The 20,261-nt window shown below is 72.9% G+C and carries 11 protein-coding genes; 2 read left to right on the top strand and 9 right to left on the bottom strand.

Annotated elements, in window-relative coordinates:
* Positions 1 to 92: 92 nt before the first annotated feature.
* The 7 genes from ACZ4AA_RS06975 to ACZ4AA_RS07005 all read right to left on the bottom strand — a co-directional run bounded on the left by ACZ4AA_RS06975 (position 93) and on the right by ACZ4AA_RS07005 (position 15,017).
* Positions 93 to 1,901, bottom strand: coding sequence for a GMC family oxidoreductase N-terminal domain-containing protein (locus tag ACZ4AA_RS06975; protein ID WP_467596655.1), 1,809 nt, complete (start codon positions 1,899 to 1,901; stop codon positions 93 to 95).
* 69 nt (positions 1,902 to 1,970) lie between these two features.
* Positions 1,971 to 3,983: a succinic semialdehyde dehydrogenase gene (locus tag ACZ4AA_RS06980; RefSeq protein ID WP_467596659.1), complete on the bottom strand. Its 2,013-nt coding sequence runs from the start codon at positions 3,981 to 3,983 to the stop codon at positions 1,971 to 1,973.
* Positions 3,984 to 4,110: 127 nt separating this feature from the next.
* On the bottom strand, positions 4,111 to 5,964 hold the full coding sequence (locus tag ACZ4AA_RS06985) for a serine/threonine-protein kinase (RefSeq protein WP_467596662.1): 1,854 nt from the start codon (positions 5,962 to 5,964) through the stop codon (positions 4,111 to 4,113).
* 108 nt (positions 5,965 to 6,072) lie between these two features.
* Positions 6,073 to 7,725: a serine/threonine-protein kinase gene (locus ACZ4AA_RS06990; protein ID WP_467596665.1), complete on the bottom strand. Its 1,653-nt coding sequence runs from the start codon at positions 7,723 to 7,725 to the stop codon at positions 6,073 to 6,075.
* A gap of 125 nt (positions 7,726 to 7,850) precedes the next feature.
* The gene (locus ACZ4AA_RS06995; protein ID WP_467597116.1) at positions 7,851 to 9,497 is read right to left on the bottom strand and encodes a serine/threonine-protein kinase; all 1,647 of its coding nucleotides are present in this window, start codon (positions 9,495 to 9,497) and stop codon (positions 7,851 to 7,853) included.
* A 187-nt stretch (positions 9,498 to 9,684) separates the two neighbouring features.
* Positions 9,685 to 12,672: a protein kinase gene (locus ACZ4AA_RS07000; RefSeq protein ID WP_467596670.1), complete on the bottom strand. Its 2,988-nt coding sequence runs from the start codon at positions 12,670 to 12,672 to the stop codon at positions 9,685 to 9,687.
* Positions 12,673 to 12,899: 227 nt separating this feature from the next.
* Complete coding sequence (locus tag ACZ4AA_RS07005) at positions 12,900 to 15,017, bottom strand: serine/threonine-protein kinase (RefSeq protein ID WP_467597119.1); 2,118 nt, start codon at positions 15,015 to 15,017, stop codon at positions 12,900 to 12,902.
* Positions 15,018 to 15,291: 274 nt separating this feature from the next.
* On the opposite strand from ACZ4AA_RS07005, the gene ACZ4AA_RS07010 reads away from it, so the two are divergent.
* On the top strand, positions 15,292 to 16,368 hold the full coding sequence (locus ACZ4AA_RS07010; RefSeq protein ID WP_467596673.1) for a serine hydrolase domain-containing protein: 1,077 nt from the start codon (positions 15,292 to 15,294) through the stop codon (positions 16,366 to 16,368).
* Positions 16,369 to 16,458: 90 nt separating this feature from the next.
* Here ACZ4AA_RS07010 and ACZ4AA_RS07015 read toward each other — a convergent pair whose 3' ends face one another.
* Positions 16,459 to 18,165: a glycerol-3-phosphate dehydrogenase/oxidase gene (locus ACZ4AA_RS07015; RefSeq protein ID WP_467596677.1), complete on the bottom strand. Its 1,707-nt coding sequence runs from the start codon at positions 18,163 to 18,165 to the stop codon at positions 16,459 to 16,461.
* 276 nt (positions 18,166 to 18,441) lie between these two features.
* Between ACZ4AA_RS07015 and ACZ4AA_RS07020 the strand changes: the two genes are divergently transcribed.
* On the top strand, positions 18,442 to 19,650 hold the full coding sequence (locus ACZ4AA_RS07020) for a nucleotide sugar dehydrogenase (protein WP_467596680.1): 1,209 nt from the start codon (positions 18,442 to 18,444) through the stop codon (positions 19,648 to 19,650).
* Between the two features lie 80 nt (positions 19,651 to 19,730).
* Here the strand turns inward: ACZ4AA_RS07020 and ACZ4AA_RS07025 are convergent, their stop codons facing one another.
* Positions 19,731 to 20,147, bottom strand: a complete 417-nt coding sequence (locus tag ACZ4AA_RS07025; RefSeq protein ID WP_467596683.1) for a hypothetical protein — start codon at positions 20,145 to 20,147, stop codon at positions 19,731 to 19,733.
* Positions 20,148 to 20,261: the final 114 nt, after the last annotated feature.

Below are 20,261 nucleotides of genomic sequence, written 5' to 3' on the forward strand. Positions count from 1 at the left end.
AGGGGGGCGCAGGTCCTTCTTTTCGTTCTCCGGGTCCTTCTTTTCGTTCTCCGGGCCCTCGACGGGCCGCGGCCACGACCGAGGGACAGGCCCTACGGCTTCGGCGGCATCGCCGGCATGCCCAGGAACGGCAGCCGCAGCGCGCCGAAGGCGTCGGCGGGGACGACGGGGCGCAGCGGCTCGACCGCCTTGAGACGCTCGTACGAGGCCCCCGGCGCCGGACGCGGATCGGCCTCGCCCTTGTTGGGCCAGAACGACATGGCCCGCTCGGCCTGCGCGGTGATGGTGAGCGACGGATTGACACCGAGGTTCGCGGAGACGGCGGCGCCGTCGACGACCGAGATGCCGGGGTGGCCGTAGAGCCGGTGGTACGGGTCGATGACGCCCTCCTCCGCACCGGCGCCGATCGGACAGCCGCCGAGGAAGTGCGCCGTGAGCGGGGTGCCCATCAGCTCGCCGACGTTGCTGCCCGGGAAGCCGTTGATCTCCTCGGCGAGTACGGAGGCGGCCTGCGAAGCGGCCTTGATCTGCTTGGGGTTGGGGGCACCGTGTCCCTGACGTGCCGTCAACAGCCCCTTGCCCGCACCCTTCGGCTTGAGATAGGTCGTCAGGGAGTTGTCGAGCGACTGCATCACCAGCCCGATGATGGTGTGTTCGGACCAGCGCCGGTTGGAGAGCGACCGGAGAACGAGCACCGGATGCCGGGCCGCGTTGACGAACCATCCGGCCACCCTCGACGAGCCCTCGGCGTAGGGGACTTGGAGGATGGACATGCCGCCCATCGCGTTGGAGCCCTTGCCGTAGCGGACGGGTTCGATGTGGGTGTCCGCGTCCGGGTGGATCGAGGACGTGATGGCCACGCCCTGGGTGAAGTCGGCCCGGGGCTTGCCGTGCGCCTTGCGGTAACGGCGGTCGTCCGTCTGCGCGCCCACCAGCGCCTCGGAGTTGGTGCGGGTCAGCTCACCGAGCCGCTTCGACAGATGGGGCAGCTGGCCGCCGGCCTTCATGCGGTGCAGCAGCGTCTGCGTTCCGTAGGTGCCGGCCGCGAGAACGACCCGGTGCGCGGTGAACGTCCGCCCCTCCCCCTTGCGCCGGTCGTCCGTCGGGAGGGTCTGCACGGCGTAGCCGCCCCGCGAGTCGTCGGTGACGGACACGACGGTCGTCATGGGATGGACGACGGCGCCCGCCTTCTCGGCGAGGTGGAGGTAGTTCTCGTTGAGGGTGTTCTTGGCGCCGTGGCGGCAGCCGGTCATGCACTCGCCGCACTCGGTGCAGGCCTTGCGCGAGGGCCCGACGCCGCCGAAGTACGGGTCGGAGACCTCCTCACCCGGCTTCGCCCCGGCCGAGCCGTCCGCGTCCTGCCCGTCGCCGAAGAAGACGCCGACGGGCGCCATGTGGAAGGTGTCGCCGACGCCCATCCGCTCCGCGGCGGCCTTGAGGTGCACGTCCGACGGGGTCATGGTGGGGTTGAGCCGCACTCCCAGCATGCGCCGGGCCTGGTCGTAGTACGGCTTCAGCTCCTCCTCCCAGTCGGTGATGTCCTTCCACTGCGGGTCCTCGAAGAACGGCTTCGGCGGTACGTAGAGGGTGTTGGCGTAGTTGAGCGAGCCGCCGCCCACCCCCGCCCCGGCGAGCACCATCACATTGCCCAGCAGGTGGATGCGCTGGATGCCGTACATGCCGAGCCGGGGGGCCCAGAGGTAGTTCTTGAGGTCCCAGGAGTTCTTGGGCAGCGTGTCGCGGGTGAAGCGCCGGCCGGCTTCGAGGACACCGACGCGGTACCCCTTCTCCGTCAGCCGCAGGGCGGTGACGGAGCCGCCGAAGCCGGAGCCGACGACGAGAACGTCGTAGTCGTACGTTTCCTCGTCCGGCTGTTCCTGGACAGAGCTCTCCTGTGACACGTGCCGCTCTCCTCGTTGAGACCGTCAAGAACCGTTCGGGAACCGTGGGGTCCGGTCGGGACCGGGGTGCTAGCGCAGTCGGAACGCCTTCATCAGCTTCAGGCTCCGGCTCATGAGCGCCGCGTACTTCTCGTCGTCCATGCCCAGGGAAGGCGCCATCGGCAGCAGCCTCTGGTGGGCGACGGTCTGCGCCTCGGTGTACTTGAGGATGCCCTCGGAACCGTGCCTCCGGCCGAGGCCGGAGTCCTTCATGCCGCCCATCGGCGACTGGACACTGCCGTACGCGGGCGCATAACCCTCGTTGACGTTCACCGTGCCGGTCCGCAGCCGGGCCGCGATCGCACGGCCGCGCCGCCCGTCCTTCGTCCAGACGGACGAATTGAGGCCGTACGACGTGGAGTTGGCGCGCTCGACGACCTCGTCCTCGGTCGTGAACCGGTAGATGGAGACGACGGGCCCGAAGGTCTCCTCGGCGCAGACGGCCATCGGGGCCTCCACTCCGTCGAGGATGGTGGGCTCGTAGAAGTAAGGGCCGACGTCGGGCCGGGCGACACCGCCGGTGACGACCGTGGCCCCCTTGGCGACGGCCTCCTCGACGTGCCGCGTCACGGTCTCCAACTGCCGCTCCCCGACCAGCGAGCCCATGTCCGCCCCGTAGGAGAGGGATGTGCCGAGCCGCATGGCCCGGGTCTTCGCGGCGAACCGCTCCGTGAACGCGTCGGCGATCGAGGCGTGGACGAACAGCCGCTCGATGGAGATGCAGAGCTGGCCGGCGGAGGAGAAGCAGGCCCGGACGGCGCCGGCGGCGGCCTTGTCGAGGTCGGCGTCCTCCAGGACCACCATGGCGTTCTTGCCGCCGAGTTCGAGGGAGACGCCGACGAGACGGGCGGCCGCGCCCTGGGCGACCTCACGGCCGGTGCGGGTCGATCCGGTGAAGGAGACGTAGTCGGCGTGCCGGACGACCTCGGGTCCGACGACCGGCCCGTCGCCGATGACGACCTGGAACACCTCGGCGGGCAGTCCGGCCTCGATCAGCAGGTCACGCGCCCACAGGGCGGTGAGGCAGGTCTCGGTGTCGGGCTTCATGACGACCGCGTTGCCCGCGACGAACGCCGGCAGCGCGTCACCGACGGACAGCTCCAGCGGGTAGTTCCAGGGCGCGATCTGCCCGACGACACCGCGCGGGTGGCGCAGTTCGGTGACCTTGGTGAGGGTGGGCATCGCACCCGCGTGCCGCTTGGGACGCAGATACGAGGGCGCCTTGAGCCCGTAGTGCCGCGCGGCGATCAGGACGGCCTGGACCTCTTCGTGGGCGTGCAGCCGGGTCTTGCCGGTCTCCAGCTGGATGAGGTCGAGGACCTCGGCCTGCCGGGCGAGCACGAGGTCGTGGAAGCGGAGCAGCACGGCGGCGCGGCGCCGTACCGGAGTGGCCGCCCAGGCGCTCTGGGCGGTACGGGCCCGCTCGAAGGCCTTCTCGACGTCCTCGGGGGTGGACTCGGGCACGTCGGCGAGCTTCTCGCCGGTGAACGGCGTGTGGTTGGCGGTGCGTCCGGACCCCGCGACACCCTTGGTGAGCTGCGCGACGAGCTCGGGGGTGACCACGTCGGCGGCGGTACGGGCGCCTGCCGGCGAGGGAGCGAGCGGGTTGGTGCCAAGGGACGCGGGGGCGGTTACGGCCTGGTCGGCTCCCCCCGCCTCGTCCACGGCGGGCGTCTCGGCCACTGCGAGCGTCTCGGCCACTGCGGCCGTCTCCGCGACGGCGGCCGTCTCCGCGACGGCGGCCGTCTCCGCGACGGCGGCCGTCTCCGCGACGGCGGCCGTCTCCGCGACGGCGGGCGTCTCCGCGACGGCGGGCGTCTCGGCCACTGCGGCCGGCGTCTCGGTCACGGCTGCGGCCTCCGGGGTGACGGGTGTCCCCTCGGCGTCCGCCGCGCCGCCCGCGCTGTCCTCGGCGTCCGTGCCGGCGGCGGACGTCAGGTCCGCTTCGGTCGCGGCGGCCACGCCGACCGCCGTGTCGGCAGCGGCCGTCTCATCGGCGCCGGTGTCTTCCGTGGCCTGCTCCGCGGCCTGCGAGTCCGTCATGAGCCGCAGAGTATGCCTCCTCGCTCCCTTTGGGTACCCGTCGGTAATGGCCTTTCACCGAGTACTCACACACTGCCAGTGATCACTGGCAGCAAACGCGCTGATCAGGGCGTTGTCGGTCCGGCGATCACGGTCGGTCGACATCCAGGTTCGCGATCGCCGCCTCGGCGACCTCGCGGCCCCGCGCGGTGAAGTCACCGTCGCCCGGATAGCTGACCGTGAGCCGGTACATGTCGCCGCCCTTCGACTTGTAGTAGAAGAGCCTCACCTCGCGCGGGCGGGGGTTCTGGCTGTCGTCGGTCTTGTAGACCACCGTGTTCTCGGCGGACTCCCTGCCCCGGTACGTCGTCCTGGCGTCCGGCTTCGTCCGGGGACCGGCCGGCATGTTCAGGGGGTAGGCGCCGCTCGCCTTGAACTCGCCGTCGTCCGCGTACATCTCGGCCCGCGCCGAGTCCTTGATCTGCTTGTTGATGTCCTCGGACTTCCTGGTGAGGGTCAGCCACACCGAGATGCTCCCGCTCCAGTCGGTGTACGTGACCCAATGCCCCTTGTCCGTCTTCCGGTCCGGGGTCCCCATCTGGTACTCCGCGGGCACCGCGAGCGTCGCGGCGACGTCCGCCACGTGCCGCTTCCGCCAGCCGTCCGGCAGCGGACCGGCGAACGGGTCCTCGATCACCACGTAGGCCGTCGCCGCGGCCGCGAGGACCACGGCGGCGGCCGACACCGCGAGGCCGATCAGGGTCCGTCGGCCGATCCGGACGCCCCCGCCCCCGCCTCCGCCCCCGCCGACGGATGCCGGGGCGCCGTCCGGGCCGCCGGTGCCCTCGAACCGCGCGACCCGCGTCGGCGCCGGCGGCCGTACCGCCTCCTCCAGGAGTCGCCGGACCTCGGCCGCCGGCGGCCGGCGGGACGGCTCCTTGGCCAGCAGGCCGTTGATCGCCTCCGCGAGCGGGCCTCTCGCCGCGGCGGGCGCGGCCGGCGCCGAGTTGAGGACGGACTGGAGCGTGGCGGGCGTGTTGCTGCGCCGGAACGGCGAGACGCCCTCGGTGGCGGCGTAGAGCAGCACGCCCAGCGACCACAGGTCGGAGGCGGGGCCCGGGCGCACCCCGAGGACCCGCTCCGGGGCGACGTACTCGGGCGATCCGACGAAGCCGCCGGTGTCCGTCAGGCTGGTGTCACCCTCGATCCGGGCGATGCCGAAGTCGGTGAGCACGACACGGCCGTGGGGGCCGAGGAGCACGTTGTCGGGCTTGACGTCACGGTGCAGGACGCCCGCCGCGTGGGCGGCCTCCAGGGCGCCGAGGACCTCCAGGCCGATGCGCGCGGCCTCCGGGCCGTCGAGCGTGCCCTCGCCGAGCGCGTCGCCGAGCGAGCGGCCCCGGACGAGCTCCATCACGATCCAGGGCTGTCCGTCCACGACCGCCACGTCATGGACGTTCACCACGGCGGGGTGGTCGAGCCGCGCGGCCGCGCGCGCCTCGCGGCGCATCCGCTCGTAGGCGTTGGCCCGTTCGCGCTCGGGAAGATGGTCCGGGACCCGGGGTTCCTTGACGGCCACCTCGCGGTCCACGGTCTCGTCCCTGGCCCGCCACACCGTGCCCATGCCGCCGTGCCCCAGCTTGGCGATCAGGCGGTAGCGCCCGGCGACCAGCCGGCCCGCCCCCGGTTCCCCCGCGGGCACGGGCGCGGGGGTCCGCGACCGGTCCGGTGCGGTGCCGCCGGAGCCTCCGGGCGCGGCATCGGACACGGCATCGGGCGTGGCGTAGGGATTGCCCGGGTACGGGACGGCGACCGGGATCTCGGACTGCCGGGCGTACACCGCGGCCTCCTCCGGCCGGCTCTCCGCGCCGCCCTCGCCCGAAGGCTCCGGCACCGAGGCGCCGGCCTGTGCTCGCGGTTCCCGCGTCACGGGTCTCGGCGGTTGCAGACTGAAACTCGTCGTCGCGTCGCCCCCGTGAGGGACTCCCCCGTCGTGGCTCATGCGTTCATCTGTATCGCGGCGGGCCCGCCGTCATCCAGCCATTGCGCCCACCGGTCACAGACCCGTGACGCGGGCATCCCTTATCTCCCGGTTACGGATCCCTCCGCGTCACGAGACCGCGAAGGTGTCCACCGCCACGTCGAAGTACTCCTTCGCCTCCGTCACCCGGCCCACCGGCGCGGAGACCCAGACGTCGTACATCCGGCCGTCCTGCTCCCAGCACAGGTCGTAGGTGTGCCGGGGGCCCTCCGCCGTGGTGAAGCCGTTCCAGGTGAACTGCCAGAGGGCGGCGGTGTGTCCGTCGTGCACCGTCCGGGCGACGGTTCCGTCGTGGTAGCCGGGGTTGTTGGCCGGACCGGAGGCGTCCGCGCGCCGCATCACGCCCAGCGGGCCGCCCGCGGCGGGGTCGGCCACCTTGACGCCGATGCGGAAGGTATCCCCCGATGACATGTAGAAGATGCGCTCCCCCTGCGGATCGCGGGTGAAGCCGTCTGGTACGGCGAGCGAGAAGCCGTTCGGGTCGGAGGCCATGTGGTAGCCCGAGGGTGCGGTGCGGGGGGTGGCGGGCGGTGTCCGGCGGCCGGTCACCGTGACGGTGGGACCGGCCTTGGCGGGCGGGACGGACGGCGTGCCGGAGGCCCCGGGCGCGGTGGAGGACGTACTCGGGGTGCGGGGTGTGCCCGGGGTGCTCGACGAGGCCGGTTCGCCGTGCCCGCCGCCGCCCATGAGCAGCGCGACCGCGGACACCCCGGCGCCGGCCATGGCGGCGACCAGGGCGGCGGCGGCGAGGAGGCCGCGCGTGGACTGCCGGGGTGACTGGCCCGCCACGACGGCGGAGGCCTGCGACGGCTCCGGCGCGGGCCTGCGCAGGGACACCTTGGGGATGTCCCGCCGGGTCGGCGTGTACGGGACGAGCAGCCGCGGAGTACGGCCGGTGTCCCGGAAGGCGCGCAGCATCCGCTCCGCCTCCGCCGCGTCGAGCCGCCGCTCGGGATCGCGCTCCAGCAGCCCTCGTACGACGGGCAGCAGGGGGGCGGCCTGGGCCGGCGGACGGATCTCGTCGACGACGACCGCGTGCAGGATGCCGCCGAGCGAGTCGCGGCGGAAGGGCGACGCCCCGCTCAGCACCGCGCACAGCAGCACGCCGAGCGACCACAGGTCGGACTCGGGGCCGGTCCGTGCCCCGGCCATCCGCTCGGGCGCGGTGTACTCGGGCGAGCCGACGAACGCGCCGGTCTCGGTGAGTGTCGTCGCGCCCGCGACCTGGGCGATCCCGAAGTCGGTGAGCACGACACGGTCGGTGCCCGCCTCGACGAGGACGTTGGCGGGCTTGAGATCGCGGTGCAGGACGCCCGCCTCGTGCGCGCGGCGCAGCGCTCCGAGCAGGTCGATGCCGATCCGGGCGGCCTCGCGGGCGTCGACCGGGCCGTTCGCGGAGATCCGTTCGGCCAGCGAGCCGCCGTCGATCAACTCCATGACGATGTAAGGGCGTTCGTCGTCCTCGACGACGTCGTGGACGACGATGATGTGCGGGTGGTGCAGCTGGGCGACGGCCCGTGCCTCGCGCAGGGTGCGGTCGCGCTGGAGCCGGGACTCCTCGGCCGAGAGCGAGTCGTCGAGGGCGAGCTCCTTCACCGCGACCCTGCGGCCGAGCAGTTGGTCGGTGGCGCGCCAGACGACGCCCATGCCGCCCCGGCCGATTCTGGTCTCCAGCCGGTAACGGCCCGCGATCACCCGGGCGTTCTCCCCCTCGGTCCCCATACGCCCCATCATGCCGCACCGGACGAACGTCTTCCGTGGCGGCGACCGGCCAGTGTGCCGCCACTCCAGGACAGCGTCCGGCACACTCCGGCGGCATCAGAGCCGAATCATCCGCTCCGCTCGGGTCAGCTCTCCTGGAAGCTCCGCAGGATCCAGTCGAACTGCTTGCTGGTGGTGGCCCAGTCGTCGGCCGGCGAGGCCGAGTACAGGGCGTACTCGGTGCCGGCGTTGTTCATGTAGCCGACGTCGATCGCGTGGTACGGCCCCGGGAAGTAGTGCGGCGGGTCCTTGGCCAGCGCGTTCCAGGAGTACTCCCAGCGCACGTCCGGCAGGTCGCGGAAGACGCCCTTCTTGAAGGTCAGCTTCCTGTAGTCCACCAGCCGCCGTGAGACCGCCTGTTCCAGGTTGCTCATGTGCTCGTACGAGGTGCGGAAGTCCGGCGCGGTGTCGACGGCGACCCGTACGAGGTGCTTGCCCTTGTCGGGCGAGTAGTCGACCTGCCGGAGGCCGTCCTGGTCGATGGAGACGGACCGCACCCACCCCTTGGGCAGGGAGATGCTGAAGCCCACCGGGTCCTTGAGCCGCTCCCAACCGGCGGGAACCGCCCCCTGACCGGGCCCGCCGCCCGGGGTGTCGCCTGCCTTCGGGGTCGACGATCCGGTGGCGGAGCCGCCGGGGTCGCCGTGGCCGCCCGGGCCGAACTGCTGGAGGCCGACCGCGACTCCCCCGCCGACGATCGTCGCGAGGGCGACGACCAGGGCGAACGTACGCAGACGGTGCCGCTTAGCCGGCGTCGCCACGGTCCCGGACGTCACCGGCGGATACGGCGTGGCGACGGCCGTCTGCGCGCGGGTGCCGATGCCGTTCGTCTGCGCGCGGGTGCCGATGCCGTTGCCGGTCTCCGCGGTGTCGTACCCCGGCTGCCCCGTCGTCGCGTACGGCTGCGCCGCACTCGGCAGTTGTCCCGCCGCCACCTCGGCGAGCATCTGCTCGGCCTGCGCCGCGCCGGGCCGCTCGGCCGGGTCCTTGCGGAGCAGGGCGGCGAGGACGGGCCCCAGCGCTCCCGCGTTGACGGGCGGGGCGGGTTCCTCCTCCACGACGGCCTGCATGGTGCCGATGGGGGAGGTGCGGCGGAACGGCGATCTGCCCTCCACCGCCGTGTACAGCGTCGCTCCGAGGGCCCACAGGTCGGAGGACGGGCCGGGGTCGTGGCCGCGGACCCGCTCGGGCGCGAGGTAGTCGACGGAGCCGACGATCTCGCCGGTGCGCGTGATCGTCGTGTCGCCCTCGACCTGCGCGATGCCGAAGTCGGTGAGCAGGACCCGGCGGTCGGGCGAGAGCAGGACGTTGCCCGGCTTCACGTCGCGGTGGAGCACCCCGGCCGCGTGCGCGGCGCGCAGCGCGCGCAGCACCCACAGTCCGATCCGTGCCGCCTCGGCCGGCTCGATACGCCCCCGCTCCTTGACCTCGTCGGCCAGCGAGTTGCCCTCGACCAGCTCCATGACGATCCACGGCCGGTTGTCGTGCTCAAGGACGTCGTGGATGGTCACGACGGCCGAGTGGTTGATCCTGGCCGCGGCCCGCGCCTCGGCGTGGGTCCGGGCGAGCAGCCGGGCCAGATCGCTCTCGGCGACGTAGAGCGCGGCGGTCAGTTCCTTGACCGCGACCGTCCGGTGCAGCACCTCGTCGTGGGCGCGCCAAACCCGGCCCATGCCACCGCTGCCGATGGATTCGACAAGCCGGTAGCGGCCCGCGAGGAGCAGGCCCTGCATCTGATTCACGTTTCCCCGCTTTGGTCTTGACAGGGTCAGACTAAAGAGCGGTACCCACCCTGGGAACAAGCGGGGTCGTACGGAGACCGCACTGTGACGGTTGTCCCTTCCCTGTACGGGAGTGAACCGTCCGATGTTCAGACGCCTCTGCCTGCCGAAACGTTGCGCCGATGTGCGGAAGAGTTGCTCAGCGGGTGATCTGGTACGTGGACGAGGCCTGTTCGTACAGCCGGGTCACCTCGTCGCGTTCGGCGTCCGGGCCACGTACCTGCACCACGTGGTAGTGCCCGGCGACGAGGATCGCGAGGTTGCGCACATAGAGCGAGTGCCCCGCGGTGTCCTGCCAGGTGAACTGGCCTTCGGCCATGGCCTTGCCGCCCACGTCGATCCGGCGCATCCCGCTGGAGGTGGCCCAGGTCGAGTCCCGGAAGGGCTGCAACTCCTTCTCGTTCTCCCGCTGATAGGTCATCGGGTCGCCGCCGTACGTGGCCGTGCCGTCGCGTCCGGGGACGACGATGAGCTCGAAGTCCCCCTGGGAGTAGACGATCTGGCCGCTGCCGTTCTTCGGCGACCTGGTCCAGCCGCTCGCCACGGCGACCTGGAATCCCTCGGGGTCCTTGCGGAGAGTGAAGCCCTGGGCGACACCGGGGTCGGGGGTGGTGTGCGAGGAGGTCGAACTCGACTTCCCCGAAGGGCTCTTGCCGGGGTCCGGCGAGGTCTGCCCCGAGGTGGGTGTGCCGCCGGCCGTCGGGTCGGCGCCGGAGGGTGTGGCGGGACCTGCCTGCCCGGCGGCGCCGGTCCGCTCCCCACCGGTGCCGCCACGGTCCGCCTTGGGCATGAAGGCGACCGCGTACGCGACCGCCGCGACCAGCAGGAGCAGGACCAGCAGGAGCAGGTTGCGGCCCAGCCTGCGGGGCGGGGCGTTCTCCCGCCTGGCGCGCTTGTGGCGGGCGTGCGGGCTGGTCGCCGGCAGAGCGGCCCGGCGCCTGCGCACGAGTTCGCCCCGGCGCCGCACGATCGGCAGCCGGCTCGGGTCGGCGGGCGGCACGGACACGACATGCGTCCCGGCCTCGGGCTCGGGCGCGGAGCGCACCAACGACCGCAGCCAGCCGCGCAGTTCCTCGAAGTCGAGCCGCTCGGTGGGGTCCTGGCGCAGCAGCGACTCGACGACGGGCCGCAGCGGCCCGCACTCCTCGGCGAAGGCGGGCGGTTCCGCGCACACCAGCTGGACCAGCTCGGCGGTGTTCTCCTCCGGGTACGGGGCGTGTCCCTGCACGGCGCGGAAGAGCAGCGCGCCGAGCGCCCACAGGTCGGTCGCCGGTCCGATCGGGGCCGCCAACTGCCAGTTCTCGTGCACCGGTCCGGCCTGCTCGGGCGCCCAGCGCTCGGTGACCGGTCCGACCACCGCCATCCGTGCCTGCCGGGCCCGCTCGGCCGCGAGCGCGGTGGCCGGGCCCCGGCGCGGCGGCGTCCCGGCGACCAGGTCGCCCCAACCGGCGCCGGTGCGACCGGGATCGTGCGGGGCGGGGGCGGGATGCTGCGAGGGCACCCGGGTGGGGCCGGTGGCCGGGAACGCGCCGGTCGGACGGCCGTGTCCGGGGTCGGTGAATCCGCCGGGAGGCACGGTCACGTGGCCGCCGCCCGGGTCCTGGAATCCGCCGGCGGGGCGGCCGTCGTACGCGGCCCGGTCCCCGCCCACGGTCCGGCCGGGAGCGGGAACACCGGGTCGGCCGCCGTCTCCCGTGCCCTGGGGCGCCTGTCCCGGCGCGAGCGCCGAAGGGCCGTGTCCCGGGTCGTCCCGCGCCGGCCTGCCGTCCGGTCCGGCTCCCGCGGCGAGGGAGGGGCGCGCCCGGCCGTCGTCCCCGCCGGTCCGCGGCCGGACTCCGTACGCACCGGTGCCGCCGACTCCGTACGGGTCGGCTATCTGGCCCGGGGGCGAGCCGTGGGGGTGCTGCCGTTCGCCCTGGCCGGACGGGTGCGGGGAGGTGGCCCGGGTCTCCGGGGAGTGCGGTGAGGCGCCGTAGCGGCCGTCCTGGGCGGTCTGCTCGCCGGGCGCCGAGGGGCGGGGCGCCGGAAGGGCGAACGGGTCGCCCCGACGCTCTCCCTGGACGCGAGCGGCGGCACGCGCTCCGGCCCGGTACGCGGCGATGGCTCCGGCGCGCGCGGCGCGGATGTCGTCCCCGGCCTCCTCCGGTCCGCCGCCCGGCTCCGCTCCGCCGTCCGGTCCGTACGCTCCCGTCGGCCGGCCCCGGCCCGCAGGACCGCCGGTCTCCAGCGCACGCGGTGCCCGGCCCGCCACGGGCGCGCCGGGGACCGGTACCCCGGGAACGGGCGTGCCCTGCTCGGCGCGGGCCTCGATCGCCGCCCGCCGGGCCGCTTCGGCGTCGGCGCCGCTCGTGGCCGCCACGGCGACCCCGCGGGGGGCACCGCCGAATCCGGTCCCGCCGACGGGACCCCTCCCGCCTCCGGCGGCACCCTGAGGAGCGCCCGCCCCGGCCCGACCTCCGTCACGGGGCTGCCCACCGGGGCCGGTCCCGGCGCCGGTCGTGAAGTCGTCCTCGGGCGCCGGTACCGGGTCGTACCCGCACAGCGCCTCCTCGGCGGCCCCGGCCGCCAGTCCGGTGAGCAGGACGCGTCCGTCGTCGCAGACGAGGACCGTGCGCGCGGTGATGTTCCGGTGCACCCAGCCGTGCGCGTGCAGGACCCGCAGCGCGGTCAGGACGTCGGCGGCGACCTCGGCGGCGCGGTAGGGGGTGAGCGGCCTCTCGGCGAGCAGGGCGGCCAGCGGCCTGGCGGGCACCAGCTCGCTCACGATCCACAGCGAGCCGCCCTCGGCGAACACGTCGAAGACCTGGTCGAGCCGGGGGTGGTCGGGGATCCGCGCGGCCGCCTGTGCCGCGTCGATCGCGCGCAGGACCGCCGGTTCGGTGGGCCGCCGGGTGGTACGGGCCGAGGCCCGCCGCACGCCGCCGTCCCTGGCGACGAACCCGTCGGGCAGCCCGTCCGCGTCGAGCACCTCGGCCTCGACGACCTCGGGCAACGGCACCTGCCGTACCAGGACTTCCTGCCCGCTGTAGGTGTCGAAGGCCCGGCTCTCGGCGAGTTCGAACGCGTCGGCGGGCGGCAGGGGCAGGCGGTAGCGGTCGGCGAGTACCCGTCCCGCGTAGTCGTCCACGATGCTCCCCCAGCCGACCGGTTGGTCAATTCCGTTCGCCGTGCGTTCCGTTGTGGCTTCGTTCGGTCCGCAACCACTCACGATACGTGCCTGAGGCAATCCGCAGAGCGGGGATGCGAGATCTCGGGCCCCGTTCGTCGCGGAACGTCACCTGAGGGGTGCCGTCCGGATCGGTCCGGGTCCACCACCCCGGCCGGTCCGTACGACACCCCTCGGCGAGCGCCGTGTCACTTCTTCGGCTGGAACGTCCCGCTCAGCGTCGCCCAGGTGCTCTTGCGCAGCGCGCTGTCCCAGGCGGAGTCCTTCGCCGTGTACATCAGCGCGTACCCCTGATGGGAGTTCACGACGAATCCGCGGTCGATGGTGTGGAACGTGGTGCCGCCGTCCACGGAGGTGAACTCCCAGTCGGCCGTGTTCCAGCCGCGGTAGTCCACGCTCTCTATGCGGATCTTCGTGTACTGGGAGCGCGTCATATAGCGCTCCTGGTTCTTCCAGTCCGCGACCGGGTCGTCCTTGGGCGTCGACGTCCAGCCCACCAGGAGCTTCTGCCCGTCGGGTCCGGTGAACCGGGCTCCCGCGGCGTCCTGGGACTGGTACTTCCACCCCTTCGGCAGCCCGATCGAGAAGCCCTGACCGCTCTCGTACGTCTTCACGGCGGCGGAACCCGCATCCGAGCCCGTCTCCTTGCCGTCGCCGCCCGAACCGTCCGACGTGCTCGTGTCCGAGCCCGACGAGGCGTTCGAGGAGTCGTCCGATCCGGAGCTCGACCCCGACTTGTCGCCACTGTCGGTGTGGGCGGCGTCGCTCTTGCCCTTGTCGCCGCCGCTCTTGCCGCCACCGCTCTTGCCGCTCCCGGAGCTCGCTCCGGCGGAGGCGGTCGCCTTGGCGCCGCCACCGGTGCCGCCCTTGGCGCCGTTGTCGCCCCCGCCGCCGATCGTGATGGCCAGCACGGTGCCGACCACGGCCAGCGCCAGGACGACCGCGATGATCACCAGGGTCCGCAGTGGCACGACATCGGTCAGCGAGGCCTTCGGGACCGGGCGCGCCGGACGCTCGGGCGCCACCGGCCATCCGGACCCCGCGCCACCGCGCTTGCCGTCGGAACCGCTCGTACGTCCCGGCGCCGAGGGATGCGCTGCGGTGGCCGGCGCGGAGGTCCCGCCGGCCGTACCGGCATCCGTGCCGGACCCCGCGCCCACGCTCGGGGAGGCCGTCGCCGCGGCTCCCTCCCCCCCGGACGGAGCCGCGCCGCCCGTCGACTTGGCGCGGGCCGTCGCCGCCGAGGTGGCCGCCGCCGTGGCGGCCCCGGCCGCGGTCGCGGCCTTGCGCACCGACCGCAGGGCCCCGCGCAGCCGCTCCGCGGGTTCCTCGCCCTTCTTGCCGCCTGAGGCCGAGCCGCCCGCGCCCCGCCGTGCCGGTTCCTCCGGCAGCGGGGGCATGGCCACGACCCGTGTCGCGTCCTGCGGCTCCGGCCCGCTCTTCTCGGGCCCCGCGTTGCGCAGCACCTCGACGAGCATGGCCCGCGCGCCCGCGTCGTCGAGCCGCTGCTCGGGATCCTTGGCGAGCAGGCCGTAGATCACGTTCTCCAGCGGGCCCGCGTTCTTGGGCTGTTCGACGGGCTCGGTCATCACCGCGGTGAGCGTCGCGATCGCGGAGCCCTTGTCGTACGGCGGAACGCCTTCGACCGCCGCGTACAGCAGACCGCCCAGCGACCACAGGTCTGCCGCAGGTCCTGGCTTGTGGCCGCGTGCCCGCTCGGGCGAGATGTAGGAGGGCGCGCCGACGAGCATGCCGGTCGAGGTGATGGACGGGTCGCCCTCCACCTGGGCGATGCCGAAGTCGGTGAGCACGACCCGGCCGTCGTCGCCGGAGATCAGCACGTTCGAGGGCTTCACGTCCCGGTGCAGGATGCCCTCACGGTGCGCCGCCTGCAACACGTCGAGGATGGCCAGACCCACCTCGGCGGCGCGCCGGGGCGTGAGCAGTCCGTCCTCGCGGATGGCCTCGGCGAGGGACTTGCCCTCGATGAGCTCCATGACGATCCACGGCCGGTTGTCCTCGTCGACCACGTCGAAGACCGTCACCGCGCCGTTGTTGCGGATCCGCGCGATGGCCTTGGCCTCCCGCAGCGTGCGCGTGATCAGCCGGCGCTTCTCGTCCTCGTCGATGGCCGAAGGGAACCGCAGCTCCTTCACGGCGACCGTGCGGCCCAGGGTCTCGTCCTCGGCGCGCCACACGGTGCCCATGCCGCCGCGGCCGAGAACGTCCCCCAACCGGTACCGACCGGCGAGGAGACGTTCGCTCTTGTCCTGACGGGATGCTCCCGCCCGCTCCGCCTCCGACATGCGTCCCCTCATGCAACCCGCCCTGACAGAGCCTTCATTGTCCCTCACCCGACAAGTGCCCGGCGCCCAGGGGGCCCCTGGAACCGCAACAGCTCGGCCAGTGAGACGCGCGGACCCCGCCGGCGGCCCGCCCGCGACCGCGCCCCGGGTCCGCCGGCCGGCCCGCGACCACGTTCCGGCGGCTCCGTCGTGCCCGGTCCACGGCCTGGACGCACCCCGTTCCCAGGCACAGGGACGTACCTCATGATGGGCCGCGACAAGGAGGGACCCCGCGATGCGACGGCTCAGGACACCCCCGACACTTCTGGCCATACCCGTGTCCCTGACGTTGCTCGCCGTGGTCCAGAGCGGTCTGGCGGGGCAGGTCCCGGTGGCCGCGCGAACGCCCGTCGCCCGCACCGCGCGGGCCGCGCTCACCCGCCTCGTGACCCGCGGCGGCGCTCCCGCCGCCGCCCTGCTCGCCGACGACGGGTCCGGACCGGTCTTCGCGAGCGCAGGAAACGGAATTGGCCGTTCCGATCACTTCCGCGCCGGAAGCGTCACCAAGTCGTTCATCGCGACGGTCGTCCTGCAACTCGCCGCCGAGCACCGGCTGTCCCTGTCCGACTCCGTCGACGACCATCTGCCCGGCCTGGTGCGCGGCGCCGGCAACGACGGCCGCGGCATCACCCTGCGCGCCCTGCTCCAGCACACCAGCGGCCTCTACGACTTCACCTCGACGACCCGGGGCACCGTCCCCCTGACTCCTCTTCAGGCCCTGCGCATCGCCCTCGCCCATCCCCCTTCCCCACGTGGTCGTTTCGTCTACTCGAACACCAACTACGTGGTGCTCGGCATGATCATCGAGCAGGTCACCGGCCGCTCGTACGCCGCCGAGACCGAGCGGCGCGTCATCATCCCCCTCCGTCTGACCGGCACTTCGTTCCCCGGCGAGCGGGCGTCGCTGCCCGAGCCGCACGGCCGCGCCTACGCCGCCGACGGTTCCGACGTCACCGAGCTCGACCCGCGCGTGGCCGGCGCGGCGGGTGAGCTGGTGAGCACGCTGGCCGACCTGAACCGCTTCTACGCGGCCCTGCTCGGCGGCGGACTGCTGCCCCCGCACTGGCTGCGCGAGATGCTCGGCACCCGGGCCGCACATGGCACGTACGGCACAGGGCTGTTCCCGGTGAAGCTGCCGTGCGGGACCACGGTGTGGGGACACAACGGCCGCATCGCCGGCAGCTACGTGCGCAGCGCGGCCACCGCCGACGGTCGTCATGTCCTCACCTTCCGCGTGAACACGGACGGGGTCACGGACTCGACGCTCGAACCGGCCCTGCTCGCCGCCGAGTTCTGTCCCCGCACCCGGTAGAACGGCCGGGCCGCGAACAGAGATCCCGGCCCGCCACACCCGTTCGAGTGACATCGGCGGACGACGGCGGTGACGGCGGGCGACGGCGGGTCAGAACTGCACGATGTCCGGAGCCCCCAGCCGGGCCGCGTCCGCCGTCAGGTCGTCCGGCTGGCGCTGGGACTCCCGTTCGGCCTCGACCCGCTTCTCGTAGTGCTCGACCTCGCGCTCGATCTGGTCCTTGTCCCAGCCGAGGACCGGCGCCACCAGTTCGGCGGCCTCGCGGGCGCTGCGGGTGCCCCGGTCGAAGGTCTCGATGGAGATCCGCGTGCGCCGGGTGAGGATGTCGTCCAGGTGGCGAGCGCCCTCGTGCGAGGCGGCGTAGACGATCTCGGCGCGGAGGTAGTCCTCGGCGGCCGGCAGGGGCTCGCCGAGGGAGGGGTCCGCCGCGATGAGGTCGAGGAGCTCCTCGGCGAGCGATCCGTACCGGTTCAGCAGGTGCTCCACCCGCACCACATGGATGCCGGTGCGGGCCGCGATCCGCGCTCGCGCGTTCCACAGCGCGCGGTACCCCTCGGCGCCGAGCAGCGGCACGTCCTCGGTGACGCATTCGGCGACGCGCTGGTCGATGCCGTGCACCGCCTCGTCCACCGCGTCCTTGGCCATCACGCGGTAGGTCGTGTACTTGCCGCCCGCCACGACCACGAGTCCGGGCACCGGGTGGGCGACGGTGTGCTCGCGCGACAGCTTGCTGGTGGCGTCCGACTCCCCGGCCAGCAGCGGCCGCAGCCCCGCGTACACCCCCTCGACGTCGTCGCGGGAGAGCGGGACGGAGAGCACCGAGTTCACGTGCTCCAGCAGATAGTCGATGTCGGCGCTGGAGGCCGCCGGGTGGGCCTTGTCGAGGTCCCAGTCGGTGTCGGTGGTACCGATGATCCAGTGGCGGCCCCACGGGATCACGAACAGCACGGACTTCTCGGTGCGCAGGATCAGACCCGTGGAGGAGTTGATCCGGTCCTTCGGCACGACCAGATGGATGCCCTTGGACGCGCGGACGTGGAACTGGCCCCGCTCCCCCACCATGGCCTGGGTGTCGTCGGTCCACACGCCCGTGGCGTTGACGATCTGGCGGGCGCGGACCTTGTACTCGCCGCCGCCCTCGACGTCGCGCACCCGGGCCCCGACCACCCGTTCGCCCTCGCGCAGGAACCCGGTGACCCGCGCGCGGTTGGCGACCTTCGCGCCGTACGAGGCCGCCGTGCGCACCAGGGTCGCCACATAGCGGGCGTCGTCCATCTGCGCGTCGTAGTACTGGAGGGCGCCGATCAGCGCGTCCTTCTTCAGGGCCGGTGCCACGCGCAGGGCGTGGCGGCGGCTGAGATGGCGGTGGCCGGGCAGGCCACGGCCGTGGCCGCGGGCCATCGACATGGCGTCGTACAGAGCGACGCCGGAGCCCGCGTACAGCCGCTCCCAGCCCTTGTGCTGAAGGGGGTAGAGGAACGGGACGGGCTTGACCAGGTGCGGGGCGAGCCGTTCCAGGAGCAGTCCGCGCTCCTTGAGCGCCTCGCGGACGAGCGTGAAGTCGAGCATCTCCAGATACCGCAGACCGCCGTGGATCAGCTTGCTGGATCTGCTCGACGTGCCCGAGGCCCAGTCGCGCGCCTCGACCAGCCCGGTGGACAGGCCGCGGGTCACGGCGTCCAGCGCGGTGCCCGCGCCGACCACACCCGCGCCCACGACCAGCACGTCCAGCTCACGCTCGGCCATTTCCGCCAGTGACTCGGCACGCTCCGCCGGCCCCAGTGTCGCTGTCCTCACCGCTGCCTCCCGCTGTAGGTCGTGCTGGCCGCACCGCACCTGTCCGGCGACGCCCGGCTCACATCCCCCCTGCCCAAAGTCTGACCGTCTCTCCCCTCATCGGCCACCGTCCGTCCGCAGCCTGTGGACAACTCTGGGCGACGCGCAAGGAATCTTGATCGATCAATCCCGCAAATCGGTCATATTTACTCCTAGTCTGACATTGCTCTCGCCCATCCTGTCCACAGGGCTTGCGCACCTGTCCCGCTTCGGTTACTGGGAAGGACGGCCCACTCCATGCCCGCAGACCTCGCCGTCATCGGACTCGGTCACCTCGGCCTGCCCCTGGCCCAGGCCGCCGTCGCCGCCGGCATCCCCACCCTCGGCTACAGAACCGGCCCGGAAGGCGGCTCCCTCACCGCCGCCGAACTGCGCCGGATGCTCGCGGGCGGCTTCCGCCCGGCCACCAACCCGGCCGAGCTGGGCCGCGTCCGCACCGCCGTCATCTGCGCGCCGACCCCGCGGGGCGCGGACGGCGCCCTGGACCTCGGCCAGGTGGAGTCGGCGGCCCGCACCCTGGCCGCACGGCTGCGCCCGCACACCACGGTGATCCTGGAGTCCCCCGTGCACCCCGGCACCACCGAGGGATTCCTGCGCCCGCTCCTCGAAACCGGCTCCGGACTTCGCGCGGGGCGCGATTTCCACCTCGCCTACTCGCCCAGCCGGGTCGACCCCGGCAACCGCGACTTCACCCCCGCCGGAACACCGAAGGTCATCGGCGGCCTCACCCCCGCCTGCACCGAGTCGGCCGCCGCCTTCTACGGACGGCTCACCGACAAGGTCGTCCGCGCGCGCGGACCCCGCGAGGCGGAGACCGTGCAGGTCCTGGAGACCAACTTCCGGCACGTCAACATCGCCCTCGTCAACGAGATGGCGGTGCTCTGCCACGATCTGGGCGTCGACCTGTGGGACGTCATCCGCTGCGCGGAGACCAAGCCGTTCGGGTTCCAGGCGTTCCGTCCGGGCCCGGGAGTCGGCGGCCACGGACTCGCGCAGGACCTCGGCGGCCCCTCCGGGCGCCCGCTGCGGATGGTCGAACTGGCCCGGCAGGTCAACGACCACATGCCGCAGTACGTCATCCAGCGCGCCGCCGCGCTGCTCAACGAGCACGGGAAGTCCGCCCGTGCCGCGCGGGTACTGCTCCTCGGTGTCACCTACAAGGCCGACAGCGCCGACCAACAGGGCGCTCCCGCCCACGAGATCGCCGTACGGCTGATGGAACTGGGCGCCTCGGTCAGCTATCACGACCCGCACGTACCGGCCTGGAGCGTCCTCGGGCGGCCCGTACCGCGCGCGGACTCCCTCTACGAGGCCGCGGCCGACGCCGACCTGACGATCCTGCTCCAGCAACACCGCACGTACGACCTGCAAGGACTGTCCGTGAAGGCCCAACTCCTCCTGGACACAAGGGGAGCGACCCCGACGGGGGCGGCGCACCGGCTCTGAGCCGGGCCCGGCCGACCCACCCCCGTACGACGCGGGCGGGGTGGTACGCCGACGGACGCACCACCCCGTGACCCGATCCGTCAGACGGCGGAGTGCGTGTACTTGTAGCCGATGGCCTGGCGGGCGGTTCCCTTGCCCACGTAGGAACCGTCCAGCTTGCTGTAGGCCTTGAACGTGTACGTCTTGTACAGGGGGTACGCCTTCAGGGTGCCCATCTTGCCCCTCGGGACGGCCCAGCTCGCCGCCATGGTCTTCGTGCGCGACTTGGTCACGTCGAAGCCCACCGCGGCCGACACCGATCCGGCCGTCACGGTGATCGTGGCGCTCCTGCTGTTGGAGACCGTCTCGCTGTTGGTCAGCGTGAGCGTGATCGGCCCGCGCCCCTTCACCAGCGCGACCGCGCTCTTGCCCTGCTTCACGCCGACGTACTTGACGCCCTTGATGTTGCACCAGTTGTGCTCGTGCACGCGGCCCAGGTCGTCGGTGATGTGACTCACGCACGACGTCATGTGGGAGGCCTGCGCCTCGCCGCCCATACCCATCACCCCGACGAGCACGGCAAGGGCTACACCCGAGTTGAGTCCGATGCGGACAGCAGGTGGTGTGATCGA

It is taken from the genome of Streptomyces sp. NPDC024698, from assembly GCF_055559015.1.